The following is a 19,413-nucleotide window of genomic DNA, read 5'->3' on the forward strand; positions in this document are numbered from 1 at the left end:
GGGCTGGTTCACCAGCGTCCGTGGTGGACCACCTCGGCGAAGGGGCGCCGGTTCGGCTTGCGGATCGGTCTGAGCGGACGGTCGGCGGGATACCCGACACCGAGCAGGAAGGCCACCAGCCGGTCCTCGGGGACACCCAGGATGGCGCGGGCCTTCTCCTGATCCCCCACCGACGAGTGGCCCGTCCCGATCCCCAGGTCCGTGGCAGCGATCATCATCGCCATGGTGGCCTGGCCGACGTCGTAGTTGTCGGTGATCACGCGGCGCTCGTCGGGCGGGACGGGCACGACGATCGCGATCGCGGCCGGGGCGGCGGCGATGTGACCGGCCCCCTGCCAGACGGTCGACAGCTCCTGCAGCTGCGCCCGGTCGGTGACGATCACAAAGTCCCACGGCTGCCGGTTTTTCGCCGACGGCGCGCGCCATCCGGCCTCGGCGATGCGGTTCAAGTCCTCTTCGGAAACCGGCTCCGGCTTGTACTGCCGGACGTTGCGCCGGGCGCATATCGCGTCCCAAGCCTGCATGTGTCCCTCCTCGTTTTCCACCTGACGCCCGGTAAACGGGCGTAAGGTCGTCGGCATTCCCCGCGCACGGGTCCGCCGAGTTTTATTCCGGCCCATCCGGGAAGCCATGGTGAACCAGCTGCGTCGCGCGCTCGTGTACAGCTGAATGGCCCCGGATTGAGAAAGGCGCGTAGCCGCCATGACTGAGAACCTGACGCCGCACTTCGAAGACGTCCAGGCGCACTATGACCTGTCCGACGACTTCTTCCGGCTCTTCCTCGACCCCACGATGACCTACAGCTGCGCGTACTTCGATCGGATGCGCGATATCCCGCTGGAAGAGGCGCAGCTACGCAAGATGGACCTGGCACTGGGCAAGCTCGGCCTGCGGCCCGGGATGACACTGCTGGACGTCGGCTGCGGCTGGGGTGGCACGATGCGGCGCGCGATCGAGAAATACGACGTGGACGTCATCGGTCTGACCCTGTCCGAGCACCAGGCCGCCCACGTGCAGAAGATGTTCGACGCGATGAACACCACGCACAGCAGGCGGGTGCTGCTGCAGGGCTGGGAACAGTTCGACGAGCCCGTCGACCGGATCGTCTCCATCGGCGCGTTCGAGCACTTCGGCTACGACCGCTACGACGACTTTTTCGAGAAGGCCTACCGCATCCTGCCCGACGACGGCGTGATGCTGCTGCACACGATCACCATGCTGACGCCGGAGCAGATCGTCGAGCACGGCCTGCCGATGACCGAAGAACAGACGAGCTTCAACAACTTCATCGCCACCGAGATCTTCCCGGGCGGCCAGCTGCCGCCGATCGAGATGGTGGAGTTCCACGCGTCGAAGATGGGGTTCAACCTGGCCCGCAGGCAGTCGCTGCAGCTGCACTACGCCCGCACCCTCGACCTGTGGGCCGCGGCGCTGGAAGCCCGCCACAGCGAGGCCGTCGCGATCCAGTCCGAAGAGGTCTACCAGCGCTACATGAGGTACCTGACCGGTTGCGCCAAGGCGTTCCGGGACGGCTACATCGACATCAACCAGTTCACGCTGGCCAAGTAACGCACTCCTGTCGGTGTCCGGGGCTATCGTGGCACCGCGATGCCGCTTCATCTCCACCGTGCCGAGCGCACCGACCTCCTTGCCGACGGCCTCGGCGCCCTGCTGGCCAACCCGCCGACCGACCCCTTCACCGAGGAACTGGTCCTGGTGCCTGCGCGCGGCGTCGAACGTTGGCTCAGCCAGCGGTTGTCACACGTGCTCGGCCGCGACCGCGGCGGCGACGGCGTGTGCGCCGGGGTCTCGTTTCGCAGCCCGGCTTCCCTGATCGCCGAGCTCACCGGCACTGCCGATGAGGACCCGTGGTCGCCGGACGCGATGGCGTGGCCGCTGTTGCAGGTGATCGACTGCTCGCTGGACGAGCCGTGGTGCCGCACGCTGGCAACGCATTTGGGTCAGTTCGCGTCGACGGAGGCGGAGGCCGAGCTCCGCCGCGGCCGCCGCTACTCGGTGGCGCGCCGGCTGGCCGGCCTGTTCGCCTCGTACGCCAGGCAGCGTCCGGGCCTGCTCGCCGGTTGGCTGGCCGGCGAGCAGGGTGACCTCGACCCCGACCTGGCCTGGCAGCCCGAGCTCTGGCGTGCGCTGGTGGCCGCGGTGCCCGCCGATCCCCCGCACGTCCGCCATCAGCGGACCGTGACCCGGCTCCGCGCGGGCCCGGCCGACCTGCCGGAGCGGCTGTCGCTGTTCGGGCACACCCGGTTGGCGAGCACCGACGTGGAGCTGCTGGACGCATTATCCGCCCACCACGACCTGCACCTGTGGCTGCCGCATCCCAGCGACGCACTGTGGGGCGCGCTGGCCGGCGCCCGCGGGGCGATCCCGCGCCGCGCCGACACCGGCCACCGCGCCGTGAACCATCCGCTGCTGGCGACGCTCGGGCGTGACCTGCGCGAGCTGCAACGTTCCCTGCCCCCCGCCCCGCACACCGACGAGTACCTGCCCGCGCCGGCGCGGCCCGACACCCTGCTCGGCTGGCTGCAGTCCGACATCGCCGCGAATGCCCTTCGGCCACAAGGGCGTACGCTTGCCGACGACGACCGCTCGGTGCAGGTGCACAACTGTCACGGCCCGGCGCGCCAGGTCGACGTGCTGCGCGAGGTGCTGCTGGGCCTGCTCCAAGACGACCCGACGCTTGAGCCGCGCGACATCCTGGTGATGTGTCCGGACATCGAGACGTACGCGCCGCTGATCGTCGCCGACTTCGGCCTCGGCGACGTGGTGCGCGGCGCGCATCCCGCGCACCGGTTGCGGGTGCGGCTCGCGGATCGCTCACCGCTGCAAACCAATCCGCTGCTCGCGGTCGCCTCGCAATTGCTGGGGCTGGCGGCCAGCCGGGTGACCGCCAGCGAGGTGCTCGACTTCGCCGAGGCCGCACCGGTGCGGGCCCGCTTCGGTTTCACCGACGACGACCTGGAGGCCATCACCCGCTGGGTGCGTCAGGCGAACATCCGCTGGGGGTTCGACCAGGAGCATCGGCGTCCCTACCACGTCGACTTCGTGCACAACACTTGGCGTTTCGGCATCGACCGGGTGCTGGCCGGCGTCGCGATGTCCGACGATTCGCACGCCTGGATCGACGCGACACTGCCGCTGGACGATGTCAGCAGCAACCGCGTCCAGTTGGCCGGCCAGCTCGCCGAATTCGTGTCCCGGCTGCAGCGCGTCGTCGACTCGCTCACCGGCACCAGGCCGTTGCGCGACTGGTTGGCCGCGCTGGCCGACGGGATCGAGCTGTTGACCCGAGTCGACGACGCGGATGAGTGGCAGACCGGCCAGCTGCAAAGGGAATTCGCTTCGACGTTGGCCGACGCCGGGCCGCGGGCCGACACCCCGCTGCGGCTGCCCGACATCCGGGCGCTGCTGCACGGGCGGCTGGCGGGACGCCCGACCCGGGCCAACTTCCGCACCGGCACCCTGACCGTGTGCACGATGGTCCCGATGCGCTCGGTGCCGCACCGGGTGGTGTGCCTGGTCGGCCTCGACGACGGGGTGTTCCCCCGGCTCGGCGTCGTCGACGGCGACGACGCGCTGGCCCGCGACCCGATGACCGGCGAACGCGACATTCGTTCCGAGGACCGGCAATTGCTGCTCGACGCCATCGGCGCGGCCACCGAGAAGCTGGTGATCACCTACACCGGCGCCAACGAGTACTCGGGCCAGCCGCGTCCGCCGGCGGTGCCGCTGGCCGAACTGCTGGACACGCTGGACATGACGGTGTCGGGCAACCAGGTTCGCGAGCGCATCGTGGTCGAACATCCGTTGCAGCCCTTCGACGTTCGCAACGTCATCCCGGGCAGGCTGGTGCCGACGGTGCCCTTCAGCTTCGACCCGACCGTGCTGCGGGCGGCCCGGGTCGCGGCGGGCGAGCGGGGCGAACCACCCCGGTTCATCGCGGGACCGCTGCCGCCACCGCCCGCGGACGACGTCGTCCTGGCCGACCTCGTCGGCTTCTTCAAAGATCCGGTCAAGGGCTTCTTCCGCGCGCTGGACTTCACGCTGCCGAGGGATGTCGACGGCGTGCAGGACGCCATGCCCGTCGACCTCGACGCCCTCGAGGAGTGGACCGTCGGCGACCGGATGCTGGGCGACATCCTGCGCGGGTGGACCCCGGACGATGCCCGGCAGGCCGAGTGGCGGCGGGGCACGCTGCCGCCCGGCCAGCTGGGCTGGCGCACCGCGACTCAGGTCCGCGACCAGGCCGCGCTGCTGGCGTCCGCGGCGCAGCAATACCGCCGGGCCGACGGCCGCGCGTATGACGTCGACGTCGACCTCGGCTCCGGACGGCGGCTCGCGGGCACGGTGTCGCCGGTGTACGGCGAGCGGCTGGTGTCGGTGACGTACTCGAAGCTGGACGGCAAGCACCTGCTCGAGTCGTGGATCCCCTTGCTGGCCTTGATAGTTCACGACCCGGGCCGCGACTGGTCGGCGGTGTGCATCGGCCGCCCGAAACGGGGCACCACCCCGCGGGTCGAGGGGCTGGGACGGCCACCCGACGACGCCCTGGCGCTGCTGCGCGAGCTGGTGGCAGTCTACGACGCGGGCCGGCGGGAGCCGATTCCGTTGCCGATCAAGACGTCCTACGCGTGGGCGGCCGCACGGTACTGCGGCGACGATCCCCTGCGCGAGGCGCAGTACCGGTGGAAGTACGAGCACGAGGAGCCGGCCCAGTTGCGGGCCTGGGGCAAGAACACCCGGTTCACCGACCTGATGCGGCCCGCGCGCCCGGGCGAAGAGTTCGACGGCGAGGACACCCGGTTGGGCGCCTACGCCGCGCGGGTCTGGCTGCCGATGCTGCGGGCCGAAAGGAAGCCTTAAGTGAGGCAGGTGACAGAGCGCTTCGATCTGCTCGGCCCGCTGCCCGCCGACCGGTCGACCACGGTGCTGCAGGCCAGCGCGGGCACCGGCAAGACGTTCGCGTTGGCCGGCCTGGTGACCCGGTACCTCGCCGAGGGCGCCGCGACGCTGGACCAGATGCTGCTGATAACGTTCGGCCGGGCCGCCAGCCAGGAGTTGCGCGAACGGGTGCGCGGCCAAATGGTGGCGTACCTGCTGGACGGCACCGACGACGAACGCGCCGCGCGCAGGCAGCGGCTTCGCGACGGCCTGGCGGGCTTCGATGCGGCGACCATCGCCACCACCCACCAGTTCTGCCAGCTGGTGTTGAAGTCACTGGGCGTGGCCGGCGACACCGCCGCGAACGTCACGCTGCTGGAAAGCCTCGACGAGTTGATCGTCGAGATCGTCGACGATCTGTACCTTGCCCACTTCGGGCGTGAGCGCGACGATCCGGCGCTGGCCTACCGCGAGGCGCTGCGCCTGGCGCGCGAGGTCGTCAGGAACCCGTCGACGCAGCTGCGCCCGCTTGACCCCGAGCCCGGTTCGCGGGCCGCCGTCTGCGTGACGTTCGCGAAACACGTTCTGGCGGAGCTGGATACTCGCAAGCGCCGGCTGGGCGTCCTGGACTACGACGACCTGCTGAGCCGGCTCGCCGACGCGCTGGCCACCGAGGATTCCCCCGCGCGGGTGCGCATGCATCACCGCTGGCCCATCGTCATGGTCGACGAGTTCCAGGACACCGACCCGGTGCAATGGCAGGTGATCGACCGCGCGTTCAGCGGCCGCTCCACGCTGATCCTGATCGGCGATCCCAAGCAGGCCATCTACGCGTTTCGCGGCGGCGACATCGTGACGTATCTGCGGGCCGCCGAGACGGCGGGTGAGCGCAAGACGCTGGCCACCAATTGGCGCAGCGACGCCGCGCTCATCGACCGCCTGCAGGTGGTGCTGCGCGGCGCCCAACTCGGCGATCCCGCGATCGTTGTCGACGGCGTCGACGCCTACCACCGGGGCCACCGGCTCGCCGGCGCCCCGCACAACGATCCGTTCCGGCTGCGGGTGGTCCAGCGAGAAACCCTGGGGCGCAGCGGGATTCAGAACCTGCCCATCGAAGAGCTGCGCGCCCACATCGGCGCCGACCTGGCCGCCGACATCCGCGCCCTGCTGGCGGCCGGCGCGACGTTCGCGGGCAGGCCGCTGCAGGCCCGCGACATCGCCGTGATCGTGGAGAAGCACAAGGACGCGGCCGCCTGCTTCAGGGCGCTGTGCGACGCGGGCGTGCCGGCGGTGTACACCGGCGACTCCGACGTGTTCGGCTCGGACGCGGCCGAGGACTGGTTCTGTCTGCTGGAGGCGTTCGACCAACCGCACCGCCCCGGCATGGTGCGCGCCGCGGCGGCCACCATGTTCTTCGGCGAGACCGCGGAATCGCTGGCGGCCGGCGGCGACGCGCTGACCGACCGGGTCGCGGAAACCCTGCGGGAGTGGGCCGGCCACGCCCGCGAGCGCGGCGTCGCCGCTATCTTCGAGGCCGCACAGCTCTCGGGCATGGCCGACCGGGTGCTGTCCGCGCGCGGCGGCGAACGCCACATGACCGACCTGGCGCACATCGCGCAGTTGCTGCAGGACGTCGCCCACCGCGAACGCTCCGGCCTGCCGGCGCTGCGCGACTGGCTGCGCAGGCAGCGCGAGGAACGCGCCGGCGCGCCCGAACGCAACCGGCGCCTGGACAGCGACGCGGCCGCCGTGCAGATCATGACGGTGTTCGTCAGCAAGGGACTGCAATACCCGATCGTGTATCTGCCGTTCGCGTTCAACCGCAACACCCAGGAGCGCGATGTGGTGTTGTTCCACGACGCCGGCGTGCGCTGCCTGCACATCGGCGGCAAGGACAGCCCGGACTTCAAGGCCGTCGAGGTACTGGGCCGCAAGGAGGACGCCAGCGACGACAGCCGGCTGACCTATGTGGCGCTGACCCGGGCCCAGTCGCAGGTCGTCGCGTGGTGGTCGCCTGCGTTCGACGAACCCAACGGCGGGCTGTCGCGGCTGCTGCGCGGCCGACGGCCGGGCGAGCCGTGCGTGCCCGACCGATGCGAGCCGGCGAAGATTTCCGACGACGACGCCCTTGACCGCTTGCGCGAATGGGAGGCGGCGGGCGGCCCGGTGATCGAGCGGTCGGTGGTGGCCGCCGCGCCGTCGGTGCCGCCGCAGCCGGTGCCAACCAACCTCGACAGCCGGCACTTCCACCGCGCCATCGACACCGGGTGGCGGCGCACCTCCTACTCCGGACTCATCCGGGTCGCGGAAAACTCCGCGACCGCCGGGGTCAGCAGCGAGCCGGAGGTCACCGAGCTGGACGACGAGGTCGGCGAAATACCGTTGGTGCGTGCCGCATCCGGGGCTGAGCTGCCGTCGCCGATGGCCGACCTGCCGATGGGCGCGAAGTTCGGCACGCTGGTGCACGCCGTGCTCGAAACCGCCGACCCGCTGGCGGCCGACCTGGCCGCCGAGCTCGAGGCGAACATCCGCACCCACTCGGCGTGGTGGCCGGTCGACGTGCCTCCCGACGCGCTCGCGGCGGCCATGGTGCCGATGCACGACACCCCGCTGGGACCGCTGGCCGGCGACCTGACATTGCGGCGCATCGGGCTCTCGGACCGGCTGCGCGAGCTGGACTTCGAATTCCCCCTCGCCGGTGGGGATCTGCGTGCCGCGGCGCCCGAGGTCCGGCTGGCGGACATGGGCGCGTTGCTGCGTGCGCACCTACCGGCCGACGACGCGCTGGCGTCCTATGCCGACCGCCTGGCGGGCCGGCCGCTCGGCGACCAGCCGTTGCGCGGCTACCTGAGCGGCTCGGTCGACGCCGTGCTGCGCGTGCCCGACGGGGCGGGGCATCGCTATTTGGTGGTCGACTACAAAACCAACTGGCTCGGTGACCCGGACCGGCCGCTGACATCGGCCGACTACGACCGGCCGCGCTTGGTCGAGGCGATGCTGCATTCGGACTATCCGCTGCAGGCGCTGCTGTACAGCGTTGTGCTGCACCGGTTTCTGCGATGGCGGGTGCCGGGCTACGACCCGGACGCGCACCTTGGTGGTGTCCTCTACCTGTTCGTGCGCGGCATGTGCGGCGCGGCCACGCCGCGGGTCGACGGTCACCCGTCGGGGGTGTTCAGCTGGCGGCCGCCCTCGTCGTTGATAGCCGAGCTGTCCGGCCTGCTCGACGGGAGGGCGGTCGCGTGACGCTGGAGGCGATCGCCGCCGAGGGTCTGCTGCGGGCCTTCACCGATGCCGGCGTATTCGAGGCCGCCGATGTCCATGTGGCGCAGCGGCTTACGGCGCTCGCCGGTGAACCCGACGAGGCCGTGGCGCTGGCGGTTGCGCTGCTGGTGCGGGCGCTGCGCAGCGGCTCGGTCTGCGTGGACCTGCGGGCGGTTGCGGCGCAAGTCGGCGTCGCCGACCTGCCGTGGCCCGACCCCGCCGGGTGGATGGCCGCCGTGCGCGCCAGCCCGCTGCTCGGATCCCCACCGGTGCTTCGGCTGTTCGGCGAGCTGGTGTACCTGGACCGGTACTGGCTCGAGGAACAGCAGGTGTGCGCCGACCTGCTCGCGCTTTCCGCGCCGGGAGCAAGGGGCGACGCGCCGGACTTGGATCGGCTGTTCCCGCCGGGTTATGAGGAACAGCGGGCGGCCGCGGAAATCGCTGTCTCGCAAGCGGTTACCGTGCTGACGGGTGGTCCGGGAACCGGCAAGACCACCACGGTGGCGCGGTTGCTTGCGCTGCTCGCCGGGCAGGCCGAGAGCGCCGGGCAGCCGCGGCCCCGGATGGCGCTGGCCGCACCCACCGGCAAGGCCGCGGCGCGGCTCGCCGAGGCGGTGGCCGCCGAGGTGCGCAGGCTCGACGCGGCGGACCGGGGCCGGCTGGCGGGCCTGCCGGCGACGACGCTGCACCGGCTGCTGGGTTCGCGGCCGGATACGTCGGTGCGGTTCAAGCACAATCGCGGCAACCGGCTCCCCCACGACGTGATCGTCGTGGACGAGACGTCGATGGTGTCGCTGACGATGATGGCCCGGCTGCTGGAGGCGGTGCGCCCCGACACGCGGCTGATCCTGGTGGGCGATCCCGACCAGCTGGCCTCGGTGGAGGCCGGTGCAGTGCTGGCCGACCTGGTGGACGGGCTGACGGCGCGAGCCGACGTGCGGGTGGCGGCGCTGCGCACACCGCATCGATTCGGCGAGTCGATCGGCGCGCTGGCCGAGGCGATCCGGCTCGGCGACGCCGACCGCGTGCTGGGGCTGCTGCGGGCCGGCGGTGAGCACATCGAGTGGCTCGATTCCGACGGGCCGACCGAGCGGTTGCGCGCGGTGCTGGTCGCGCACGCACTGCGGGTGCGGCAGGCCGCGGTCCTCGGCGCCCCCGAGGCGGCGTTGGCCTCGCTCGACGAGCACCGGCTGTTGTGCGCGCACCGGCGCGGCCCCTTCGGGGTGTCGCGCTGGAACCGGCAGGTGGAGCGCTGGCTCACGGAGGAGACGGGTCAGCAGCCATCGTCGCCGTGGTACGCGGGCCGGCCATTGTTGGTGACGGCCAACGACTATGGGCTCAAGGTCTACAACGGCGATACCGGGGTGGTGGTGGCGGGGGGCGACGGGTTGCGGGCCGTCATCGCCGGCGCCGGCGGAACGTTGAACTTCGCGACCAGCCGGCTCACGGACATCGAGACCATGCACGCCATGACGATCCACAAGAGTCAGGGCAGCCAGGCCGACGAGGTGACGGTGCTGATGCCGCCGGAGGATTCGCGGCTGCTGACCCGGGAGTTGTTCTACACGGCCGTGACCCGGGCCAAGGCCAAGGTCCGGGTGGCCGGAACCGAGGCGTCGGTGCGGGCGGCCATCGAGCGCCGGGCGGTGCGGGCGACCGGACTGGCCAAGCGGCTACAGACGTCCTGAGGGCGGCCGCGCTAGTGCGCACCACCGGCTTGCGCCCTGGCGGCCATCTGCTTGAGCATGACGTCGTGGATGATGTCGATCCGCGAACGGGCCTCCGCGCAGACATACGGGTCCCGGATCACGGTGAGTTGGTTGTCCTGCTTGGATTCTCCACCGGTGGACCAGTTGGTCGAACCGGTGACGACGTCGACGCCGTCGATGATGACCATCTTCAAATGCATGATCGCCGACTTCTCGCTGTGTCCGATGGCGATGCTGTTGCCGATCTTGTCGTTGAGCCACGGCGCGAGCAGGGCGTGCTCGGACTTCCCCGCGGCCTGAGTGGAGTCGAGACTCATTTGCACGTACATCTTTTCGTCCTTCAGCGCGGACTGCAGCACCGAATTCAGTTCGGCGTCGTCGTAGCCGTACATCGCCACCACGATGCTTTTGTTGGCCGACGTCAGCAAGGCCTTGAGCGCCTCGTGCACCCGGTCGACCGGACTGTAGAAGGTTCGCGTGCCGTCGGGGTAGCCGGGCGGAAACGGCGCGGCCTTGTATTGGTCCAGCTCGGTCAGCGAACTGAGTGCCATGGCGGTTTCTCCTTTACAACGCGGGAGACGTCCAGTCGGTCGGCTCGGCGCTGAGCCGCTGCTCCTCTTCGGTCAGATTCGGCAGATAGCCGGGGTTGCGGCGACGGCGCACCAGCACGCTCGGATGCACCAGCGCGTCGGCACCCATCGGCCGCCGCCGGGAACCGACCAGGTACCAGAGCTTGCCGTTGTGGTGGATCGGCGCGTCCGCGAAGTCTTCGGTCACCGCGCACTGCTGCAGGTAGGCCGCGGCGTCGATCGCCAGTTCGCCGGCGACTCCGTCGGTGACCCACTTCAGCGCGATCGTGGCGAGCCGGTGGTCGGGCATGAACGTGCCGCCGACGTCGGCGTGCACGCCGGCGAACCAGCGTTCCTCCAGCCCCAGCGGATGGCGTTCGACGAGGTATTCGCGGTAGGGCCGGCGACGTTCGTCGATCGAGACGGCGTGGCGGATGCGCGCGACATTGGGCAGCGCGCGGGTGTAGGGCCAGCGCAGGTTGCCGAACCGCAGGAACCCGGCCGCCTTGACGGTGTCCCAGAGGCCGAGATACGCCACCGGCACCGCGTGTTGCCAGACCTGATTCGGGCTGTTCTGCCGCACGGTCGAAAACAGCGGCTCGCCCTCGGTGCGCCAGCAGAACGCGCGGGCGAACTCCGCCCAGTGGGCGTACTCGTCCGGGCTGAAATACCGGTTGATGGCGTACTTTTCGACCGCGTACGGCAGCAGGTTCTCCGAGCCGGGCCGCAGCAATCCCGGCCGCAGCAACATGCCGGCCAACGCGCGCGCGGTGTAGGCGCCGCGGCTGAAGCCGAAAATGTAGAGCGCGTCACCCGGGCGCCAGTGCTGCATCACGTACCGGTAGGCCTGCGCCACATTGCCTTTCAGGCCCAATCCGAAGGCCTTCTCGATCAGCAGATCGATCGTGCGCGACAGCGACGAGTGCGCCGATGCGGGCGCCAGCGTGCCGACGCCAGGGTCGTAGTAGGCAAGTTGGGCGGCCGGATCGTCCTTGTCCAGCATCTCGAACAGCTTGGCGACATTGGTGAGGTTGCCCGACCCGATCTGGTTGGCGGTGCCGTCGAGGCAGACGACGATCCGCTTGCCCCGCGGCGGCTCAGGGTGCTCGGACATCTCGAAGAACGCCTCTCACAGGTACGCGACTCCCTGATGTGTGGCACTCTACGACGGCCGAGCACGGTGCGGAAGAATCGCCGTCAGCATGGACAACAACGACGACGACGACGCGCCGACATCGGCACCGGCATCCCGGCGCGGCCACATCGTGCGGCTTGGCGTGTTCGTCGCCTTCCTGCTGCTGATGTTCTACCTGGTGGCCGTCGCGCGCGTCATCCACGTGGAGGAGGTGCGGCGCGTGGTCTCGGCGACGGGGCCGGCCGCGCCGCTGACCTACGTGGTCGCGTCGGCCGCGCTCGGCGCTGTGTTCGTGCCCGGCTCGATCCTGGCCGCGGCGAGCGGGCTGCTGTTCGGTCCCCTCCTCGGCATCTTTGTCACGCTGGGCGCGACGGTCGGCACCGCGATCGTCGCAAGCCTCATCGGCCGGCGGGCCGGGCGCGACAGCGCCCGGGCGCTGCTGGGAACCAAACGCAGCGACCGCATCGACGCGCTGATCGAGCGCCGCGGGCTGTGGGCGGTCGTCGGCCAGCGATTCGTCCCGGGCATCTCCGATGCGCTCGCGTCCTACGCCTTCGGGGCGTTCGGGGTGCCCTTGTGGCAGATGGTCATTGGCTCGTTCGTCGGTTCCGTGCCGCGCGCGTTCGTCTACACCGCGCTGGGCGCGTCGCTCGGCAACCGGTCGTCGCCATTGGCGTACGCGGCGGTCGCGGTGTGGTGCGTGACCGCCATCGTCGGCGCGTTCGCCGCGCGGCGGGGATTCCAGAAGTGGCGCGCGCACGCGCGCGGCGCCCCAGCGGGGGCCGGTGACGACGATGCACCCGAGCAGTGCGGCCGTCAGCGGTAGATGACAACGCCGCGGTGGTCACCGGCTCGAGGCACCCAGAGACCACGACGCTCGTCAGCCCACTCGGATGACGAGCTTGGCGAGGTGCTCGCCTTCCGCGAGGCGGTTGAATGGCGCTGCGGCATCGTCGAATTCGAAATCCGGTCTCAAGCGGGGCGCGGCGACGGTGACACGGCGAGCACCGTGGCAACGGCGCCGGGAACGTTGGCGACCGCATGCGGTCCCCCTACCGCCAAACGCATGAGGTAACCGGGCAGCACGCATAACAACACGTCGGCGAGCGCCGCGGCTTCGCTTTCCGCGTTCGTGTCGCCACCCGTTCCCGGCGTGCGGGCTCTGGTGCCGCGCCCGCTCAATGCGGCCAGAGCGGTCCCGATCGCGCCGCGCAGCTGCGCGGCCAAGGCGGGGTTGCGCAGAGCCTCGGACCACACCAGTACGGCTACAGCAGCAAAGCCATCCTGGTCGTGGCGACCGGTGACGAATTCGAGCACCTCCGCGATGGCCGCTTGCGGGCTGGCACCGGCCTCGATTGCGCCTGCCAGGACGGCGACCACCTGATCGAGGTTGTCCGCCGCGATCGCCTCGATGACCGCTTCCTTGCTGGGGAAATAGCGATACAGCGCACCGGACGACATCCCGGCTTCCGCGACGAGGTCCTGCATCGACGAGGCGTGAAACCCGTTGCGGACAAAGCAGCGGCGGGCCGCGGCCATGATCTGCGCGCGCCGCTCCGCGCGATACTCGTCCGTCACCTTGGGCATGGAGGAATCGTATCAAAAAAACACGAACATTCGCGTTTGACAAAGCCTGGCCGGACCGCCCACACTAAAGAAACGCGAACGTTCATCCGCGTATAAGGACGGGGGATGCGATGGAGCCCGGAACAGGCGACTTCGGTACGTTCGGCCGGTTCGTGGAGACGCCGGTTGAGCAGATGCCGGCGGCGATGAAAAGCGCCTACGACCTCACCCTCGAGCTGCGCGGGTTGGTGCCCGGGCCGCATCGGATCTGGCTGGCCAACCCCGCGCTTTCGAAGACGATTGTGCCGACGGGAGCATACTTTCAGCGCGAGTCGACGTTGTCCAAACCCGAGATCGAGATCGCGACCACTATCGTCAACGCGCACTGGCGCAGCGCGTACGCCACCTACGAGCACGAGATCATCGCTGAGCGTGACGGCCACCTTGATCCGCACCGTGTCCAGGCGCTGATCGCTGGATTGCCAACGTCATTCGAGGACCAGCGTCAGCAGGTGATCTACGAGCTGTCCTCCACGCTGGTGGCTGCTCGGATCGTCCCGCTCGGCTTGTACCGACGCGCACGGCACCTGCTCGGGGATGCCGGCATCGTCGATGTCGCGGTACTGCTGGGCTGGTTCACGATGGTATGCATGACTCTGGGCGCCTACGACGTGCCGGCCAACGCACGGGGTTTGGACCAGTGAGTGCCGCCGGCCACAGCCCCGGCATTCCAGGATCGTCGTGACCCTCGCGCCGCTGCCCGCCGTCACCATGACCCCGGTGGCCCACTTCCCGCCGGGGTACTTCCTGGAGAACCTTGCGGTGCGCGCCGACCAATCCATCCTGATCACGGCGGTCCTGCAGAAGGAACTGTGGTGGGTCCCAGCGGCGATGCCGGGTGCGGTGGTCGAGCCGGTGTTGGTGCACACCTTCGATCACCCGGTGACCGGGATCGCCGAGGTCGCCCCCGACGTGTTCGTGCTCAGCCTCACCGAGGGCTACACGACCCACGAATCATGGTTGGTCCGTGTCGATTTCACCGCCTGGACGCCGGGAACCGCGGTTTCCCCACAGGTCATTTACGCCTTCGATGACCGGGCGCGCGGCCTCAACGGCAGCTGTCTTCTCGGGCGGAACGTCATGGCGATCGCCGATTGCTTCGCCGGGCTCATCTGGCGTGTCGACCTGGGCGACGACGCCCGCAACGCCACCGCGCGGGTGTGGCTCTCCGACGACACCATGGCGTTCGACCCGGACAGCGAAGTCGCTCCCCCACCCCAGCCGGGAGTGAACGGCGTGCGCTATGGACAGCGGACCGGCCACCTCTACTACACCTCCACTGCGCAAAAAGTGTTCATGCGTGTACCCGTCGAGGCGTCCACCCTCGATCCGGCCGGGCCGGCGCAGTTCGTGGCGGCCATCGACAACGCCGATGACTTCTGCATCGACGAAGACGCCGGGTTCGCCTACGTCACGCGACACCGTGCGAACACCGTCGACCGTGTGCCGCTGACACCCCGACACGGCAGCGAAGTCCGCCACCTCGCCGGCGATCCGTTCGACGAAACCCTCGTCGGGCCGTCCAGCGCCGCGTGGGGGCGACGCGCGGCCGACCACGGTCGCATCGCTTACGTCACCACCGACGGCGGGACCACCGCTTCCCCCGACGGCATCGCCCGCCCCGCGACGTTGCTGCGCGTCGAGCTGACCTACGAAGCATGCGACACGTCGTGAACACCGTTTTTCAAACACGCGATGCACTACCGCGAGATGACGACCGCATCGTTCACGCGGATGACGGGTCACCGAGTCACGCTAGCTCTGCGGCCGCTCCGCGGCCACGAACAGGTTCGCCGGCACCGCGTCCGCGACCTCCTTGGCCGCCGTGCGTCCGTAACCGGCCATCAGCTCGTCGGCCGGCGTGACGGTCACGCTCCAGCCGTGGCGGCGGAACCAGTCGCCGACGTCCTCGCGCTCCTCGAAGTACCACAGCTCGTCGGTCCTCGGCACCTGCCGGTCGGGGTCCACGCGCGCCATCAGCGCGCGCACCCGGTCCATCCGCTCGCGGCGCTTCGCGCGGAACTCGGGGTCACAGAACTTCGGTCCCAGCGCCTCCACGACCACCCGGCTGCCGGGGGCGGTGAGCGCGTGCACGCGGTCGAACAGCAGCTCCTGGGCGGCGGCCGGCAGGTAGGGCATCAGCCCCTCGGCCGACCACGCGCTGGGGGCCGACGGGTCAAAACCCGCCTCGCGCAAGGCCGTCGGCCAATCGTGGCGCAGGTCCACCGGGACGGCGACCCGATTGCACGCGGGCTCTGCCCCGTGTTCGGTCAGCGTCGACAATTTGAAGTCCAGCACCCTGGGCTGATCCAGCTCGTAGACCGTCGTGCCGTCCGGCCAGGACAGCCGCCACGCCCGCGCGTCCAGGCCCGAGGCCAGGATCACCGCCTGGCGGATGCCGGCGCGCGTCGCGGCGAGGAAGAACTCGTCGAAAAACGCTGTCCGCGAGGCCATGTAGCCGACCATCGCCTGCATCTGCAGGGGCAACTCGGGTTCGGCCTCGATGAGTTCGTCCGGCAGCTCGGGGGCCGAATGCCAGTTCCACACCCCGTCGCCGGCGGCGTCGATGAAGACCTGCGCGAACGGGTCGGAGATCAACGGGTTCTCGCTTCGCGTCTCGGCGGCGCGCGCCGACGCCACACCCAGCGCGGTGGCCCCGACGCTCTCGGTGATCTCCCAGCTGTCGTCTTCGCTTCTGGCTGTGCTCATCTGAGGTTCAATTCCTTTCGGTCCGCTCGGCCGCCACGAACAGTGTCTGGGGTGTGGCGCCTTCGATGTCACGCGGGGGTCTGCGGTCGTAGCCGGCCATCAGCTCCTCGGCCGGGGTCACCGTCACGTCCCAGCCGTGGCGGGACAGCCATTCGCCGACGTCCTCGCGCTCCTCGAAGTACCACAGGTCGGCCACGTCGGGGATGTCGCGCTCCGGCTCCAGTTCGGCCATCAGGTCGCGAATCCGCTGCATCGTCTGCCGCTGCCGCTCGCGGCCGGCCTCGTCGAGGAAGTCGGGGCCCGGCGCCTCCACGGCGATTCGGCTGCCGACAGTGGCCAGCGCCTGGACCCGCTCGAACAGCAGCTCCTGGGCGGCCGCCGGTAGGAACGGCAACAAACCCTCGGCCGACCAGACGCTCGGCGCGGAGGGATCAAACCCGGCCTGCCGCAGGGCCGCCGGCCAGTCGTGGCGCAGGTCGACGGGGACGGGCACCAGGCGGCAGGCCGGCTCGGCGCCGTTGTCCTGCAATGTCGACAGCTTCCAGTCCAGCACCCGGGGCTGGTCCAGTTCGTAGACCGTGGTGCCGTCGGGCCACGCCAGCCGCCAGGCCCGCGAGTCCAGCCCGGCGGCCAGGATCACCACCTGCCGCGCGCCGGCCCGGGTGGCGTCGGTGAAGAACGTGTCGAAGAACGCCGTCCGCGCGGCCATGTAGTCGACCATCCCCTGCATCCGCGGCTTCAGGTCGGGTTCGGCCTGGGCGATCTGGTCGGGCAGGTTGGGAGCGGCGAACCAGTTCCACACGCCCTCACCGGCGGCGTGCAGGAACACCCGCGCGAACTGGTCGGAAATCAGTGGGTTCTCGCTGTCGGTCTCCGCGGCGCGCGCCGCCGCCACCCCCAGCGCCGTCGCCCCCACGCTCTCGGTGATCTCCCAGCTGTCGTTCTCGGTCCTGGCCACGCGTGTCCCCTCGATTCGATAGTTCGCCTACCTACTCGACCGTACGCGCGCCGGATGGGTGGGAGCTGTCGCGGAACCGGCTATCCGGTTAAGTTGTCGGCGAGCCGGCAAGCGGCAATTGTTTGCGGCGCCGAACGGATCCGGAAGGATCACCATGCGAGTCGACGGGCGCGAGGTCAGCGTTTCGGGCAGCTTGCTGCAGCCACTGACCCGGCGCACCAACGACATTCTGCGCCTCGCGGCCAGCGCCACCTTCCTCGCCGTGGTGATCACGAGTTCGCTGATCACCCGGCCGCAGTGGGACGCGTTGGAAAAGTCCATCTCGCAGATCGTCGGCGTCCTCTCCCCGCGGCAGTCCGACCTGGTGTACCTGGGCTACGGCCTGGCGATCCTGGCCCTGCCGTTCATGATCCTGATCGGCCTGGTCGTCGGCCGGCAGTGGAAGCTGCTCGGGGCGTACGCGGCCGCCGCGGTGCTCGCGGCGCTGCCGCTGTCGATTGGTGGCAACGGGTTTTCGGCGCCGCGCTGGCACTTCGACCTGTCCGAACGGCTGCAGACCGTGCTGGGCCAGTTCCTCGACGACCCGCGCTGGATCGGCATGCTGGCCGCGGTGCTGACCGTCTCGGGGCCGTGGCTGCCCGCCCGCTGGCGGCGTTGGTGGTGGGCGCTACTGCTGGCCTTCGTGCCGATCCACCTGGTGGTCAGCGCCATCGTGCCGGCGCGCGCCCTGTTGGGCCTGGCGGTCGGGTGGCTCGTCGGCTCGCTGGTGGTGCTGGTGGTCGGGACCCCCGCGCTCGAGGTGCCGCTGGAGGCCGCGGTGCGCGCGATGTCCCGGCGCGGGTTCGTCGTCACCCGGCTCACCGTGGTCCGGCCGGCCGGCCGCGGCCCACTGGTTCTCTCGGCCGGATGCGAGGAGCCCGACAGCGCCGCGGTCATCGAGTTGTACGGACCGCATCAGCGCAGCGGCGGCACACTGCGGCAACTCTGGATAAAGCTGCGGCTGCGCGATACCGAGACCGCGCCCCTGGTGACCTCGATGCGCCGCGCCGTCGAGCACCGCGCGCTGATGACGATCGCGATCGGGGAGGTGGACCTGGCCAACACCTCGACGATCGCCGTCGCCACCCTCGACCGCGGCTGGATTCTCTACTCGCACAAGCCCCCCCACGGCCTGCCGCTCACCCGCTGCGCGCAGTCGACGCCGGTGGACCGGGTGTGGGACGCGTTGCGCAGCCTCAACGCCCAGCAGATCGCGCACGGCGACCTGCGCGGCAACGAAATCACCGTCGACGGCGGCGCCGTGCGCTTCGGTGGCTTCCACAACGCCGAATACGGCGCCACCGACGCTCAACTGCAATCCGACATCGCGCAGCTGCTGGTGACCACCTCCGCCCTCTACGACCCCAAATCGGCGGTGGCCGCGGCGATCGACGCGTTCGACAGGGACATCATCCTGAGCGCGTCGCGGCGATTGACGAAAGTGGCCGTGCCGCGGCTCATTCGGAGGTCGGTCCCGGATGCGGGGGCCGTCATCTCGGCCGCCCGCGCGGAGGTGAAACGTCAGACCGGCGCCGACCAGATCAAGACCGAGACCATCACCCGGTTCACTCGCAGCCAGCTGATCCAGCTGGTGCTCTTCGGCGCGCTGGTCTACGTCGCCTACCCCTTCGTCAGCACCGCGCCCACGTTCTTCTCCCAGCTGAGGTCCGCCAACTGGTGGTATGCGCTGCTCGGACTGGCGGTGTCGGCCCTGACGTACCTGGGCGCGGCCGCGGCCTTGTGGGCCTGCACCGACGGGTCGGTCAACTATTGGCGGCTGTCATTCGTACAGGTGGCCAACACCTTTGCCGCGACCACCACGCCCGCCGGCGTCGGCGGGCTCGCGCTATCCACCCGGTATCTGCAAAAGAGCGGCCTGTCGGCGATGCGGGCCACCGCGGCGGTCGCGCTGCAGCAGGCCGTGCAGGTGATCGTGCACCTGTTGCTGTTGATCTTCTTCAGTGTGGTCGCGGGCGCGTCGATGCACCTGTCGCACTTCGTGCCGAGCGCCACCATGCTGTACCTGATCGGGGGCGTGGCGCTGGGCATTGTCGGCACGTTGCTGTTCGTGCCGAAGTCGCGGCGCTGGCTGGCCGCCGAGGTGCGTCCCAAGCTGAACGAGGTGACCGGCGACCTGGTCAAGCTCGCCCGCGAGCCGCGGCGACTGGCGGTCATCCTGCTCGGTTGCGCGGGAACGACTCTCGGAGCGGCGCTGGCGTTGTGGGCCAGCGTCGAAGCCTTCGGTGGCGGGACGACGTTCGTCACCGTCACCGTGGTCACGATGGTCGGCGGCACCCTGGCTTCGGCCGCGCCGACACCCGGCGGCGTCGGCGCCGTCGAGGCGGCGCTGATCGGTGGCCTGGCCGCCTTCGGGGTGCCGGCGGCCGTCGGGGTGCCCTCCGTGTTGCTGTACCGGGTGCTCACCTGTTGGTTGCCCGTATTCGTCGGCTGGCCGGTCATGCGGTGGCTGACCAAGAACGAGATGATCTAACGGGCGCTCGGCGC

General features: G+C 70.1%; 14 protein-coding genes. 8 read left to right on the top strand and 6 right to left on the bottom strand.

Annotated features, from left to right (window positions below; genetic code table 11):
- Nucleotides 1-8: 8 nt before the first annotated feature.
- Nucleotides 9-524 carry a nitroreductase family protein gene (locus ACEL92_RS23225; RefSeq protein ID WP_374022932.1) on the bottom strand — a complete coding sequence of 172 codons (516 nt, stop codon included), beginning with the start codon at nt 522-524 and terminating at the stop codon, nt 9-11.
- A 178-nt stretch (nt 525-702) separates the two neighbouring features.
- Between ACEL92_RS23225 and ACEL92_RS23230 the strand changes: the two genes are divergently transcribed.
- Genes ACEL92_RS23230 through recD form a run of 4 tightly spaced genes read left to right on the top strand, consistent with a single transcriptional unit; the run spans nt 703 to nt 9,851 of the window.
- Nucleotides 703-1,569, top strand: a complete 867-nt coding sequence (locus ACEL92_RS23230) for a cyclopropane mycolic acid synthase family methyltransferase (RefSeq protein WP_374022934.1) — start codon at nt 703-705, stop codon at nt 1,567-1,569.
- Nucleotides 1,570-1,608: 39 nt separating this feature from the next.
- Nucleotides 1,609-4,881, top strand: coding sequence for an exodeoxyribonuclease V subunit gamma (gene recC / locus ACEL92_RS23235; RefSeq protein WP_374022935.1), 3,273 nt, complete (start codon nt 1,609-1,611; stop codon nt 4,879-4,881).
- Between the two features lie 9 nt (nt 4,882-4,890).
- Nucleotides 4,891-8,145 (top strand): exodeoxyribonuclease V subunit beta, encoded by a 3,255-nt coding sequence (gene recB, locus ACEL92_RS23240; RefSeq protein ID WP_374026350.1) that lies wholly within the window; start codon nt 4,891-4,893, stop codon nt 8,143-8,145.
- Nucleotides 8,142-9,851 (top strand): exodeoxyribonuclease V subunit alpha, encoded by a 1,710-nt coding sequence (gene recD / locus ACEL92_RS23245; protein ID WP_374022937.1) that lies wholly within the window; start codon nt 8,142-8,144, stop codon nt 9,849-9,851. Before recB ends, recD begins: the two co-directional genes overlap by 4 nt.
- An 11-nt stretch (nt 9,852-9,862) precedes the next feature.
- Here the strand turns inward: recD and ACEL92_RS23250 are convergent, their stop codons facing one another.
- Complete coding sequence (locus ACEL92_RS23250) at nt 9,863-10,423, bottom strand: phospholipase D-like domain-containing protein (RefSeq protein ID WP_374022939.1); 561 nt, start codon at nt 10,421-10,423, stop codon at nt 9,863-9,865.
- 13 nt (nt 10,424-10,436) lie between these two features.
- Nucleotides 10,437-11,555: a DUF2235 domain-containing protein gene (locus tag ACEL92_RS23255; protein WP_374022941.1), complete on the bottom strand. Its 1,119-nt coding sequence runs from the start codon at nt 11,553-11,555 to the stop codon at nt 10,437-10,439.
- 88 nt (nt 11,556-11,643) lie between these two features.
- On the opposite strand from ACEL92_RS23255, the gene ACEL92_RS23260 reads away from it, so the two are divergent.
- Nucleotides 11,644-12,402 carry a TVP38/TMEM64 family protein gene (locus ACEL92_RS23260; protein WP_374022943.1) on the top strand — a complete coding sequence of 253 codons (759 nt, stop codon included), beginning with the start codon at nt 11,644-11,646 and terminating at the stop codon, nt 12,400-12,402.
- Nucleotides 12,403-12,548: 146 nt separating this feature from the next.
- Here ACEL92_RS23260 and ACEL92_RS23265 read toward each other — a convergent pair whose 3' ends face one another.
- Entirely contained in the window at nt 12,549-13,163 is a 615-nt protein-coding gene (locus tag ACEL92_RS23265) for a TetR/AcrR family transcriptional regulator (protein ID WP_374022945.1), read from the bottom strand.
- A gap of 110 nt (nt 13,164-13,273) precedes the next feature.
- On the opposite strand from ACEL92_RS23265, the gene ACEL92_RS23270 reads away from it, so the two are divergent.
- Complete coding sequence (locus ACEL92_RS23270; RefSeq protein WP_374022946.1) at nt 13,274-13,846, top strand: carboxymuconolactone decarboxylase family protein; 573 nt, start codon at nt 13,274-13,276, stop codon at nt 13,844-13,846.
- Between the two features lie 37 nt (nt 13,847-13,883).
- Nucleotides 13,884-14,876, top strand: coding sequence for a hypothetical protein (locus tag ACEL92_RS23275; RefSeq protein WP_374022948.1), 993 nt, complete (start codon nt 13,884-13,886; stop codon nt 14,874-14,876).
- Between the two features lie 81 nt (nt 14,877-14,957).
- On the opposite strand, the gene ACEL92_RS23280 is transcribed toward ACEL92_RS23275, so the two are convergent.
- Together ACEL92_RS23280 and ACEL92_RS23285 are read right to left on the bottom strand one after the other, a co-directional pair.
- Nucleotides 14,958-15,911: a class I SAM-dependent methyltransferase gene (locus tag ACEL92_RS23280; RefSeq protein WP_374022949.1), complete on the bottom strand. Its 954-nt coding sequence runs from the start codon at nt 15,909-15,911 to the stop codon at nt 14,958-14,960.
- Between the two features lie 7 nt (nt 15,912-15,918).
- Entirely contained in the window at nt 15,919-16,869 is a 951-nt protein-coding gene (locus ACEL92_RS23285) for a class I SAM-dependent methyltransferase (RefSeq protein WP_374022950.1), read from the bottom strand.
- Nucleotides 16,870-17,023: 154 nt separating this feature from the next.
- Between ACEL92_RS23285 and ACEL92_RS23290 the strand changes: the two genes are divergently transcribed.
- A complete protein-coding gene (locus ACEL92_RS23290; protein WP_374022951.1) occupies nt 17,024-19,399 on the top strand; it encodes a YbhN family protein in 2,376 nt (791 codons plus the stop codon).
- Nucleotides 19,400-19,413 lie beyond the last annotated feature (14 nt).

The sequence above is a fragment of the Mycobacterium hainanense genome (genome assembly GCF_041890355.1).
Taxonomy (GTDB): domain Bacteria; phylum Actinomycetota; class Actinomycetes; order Mycobacteriales; family Mycobacteriaceae; genus Mycobacterium; species Mycobacterium hainanense.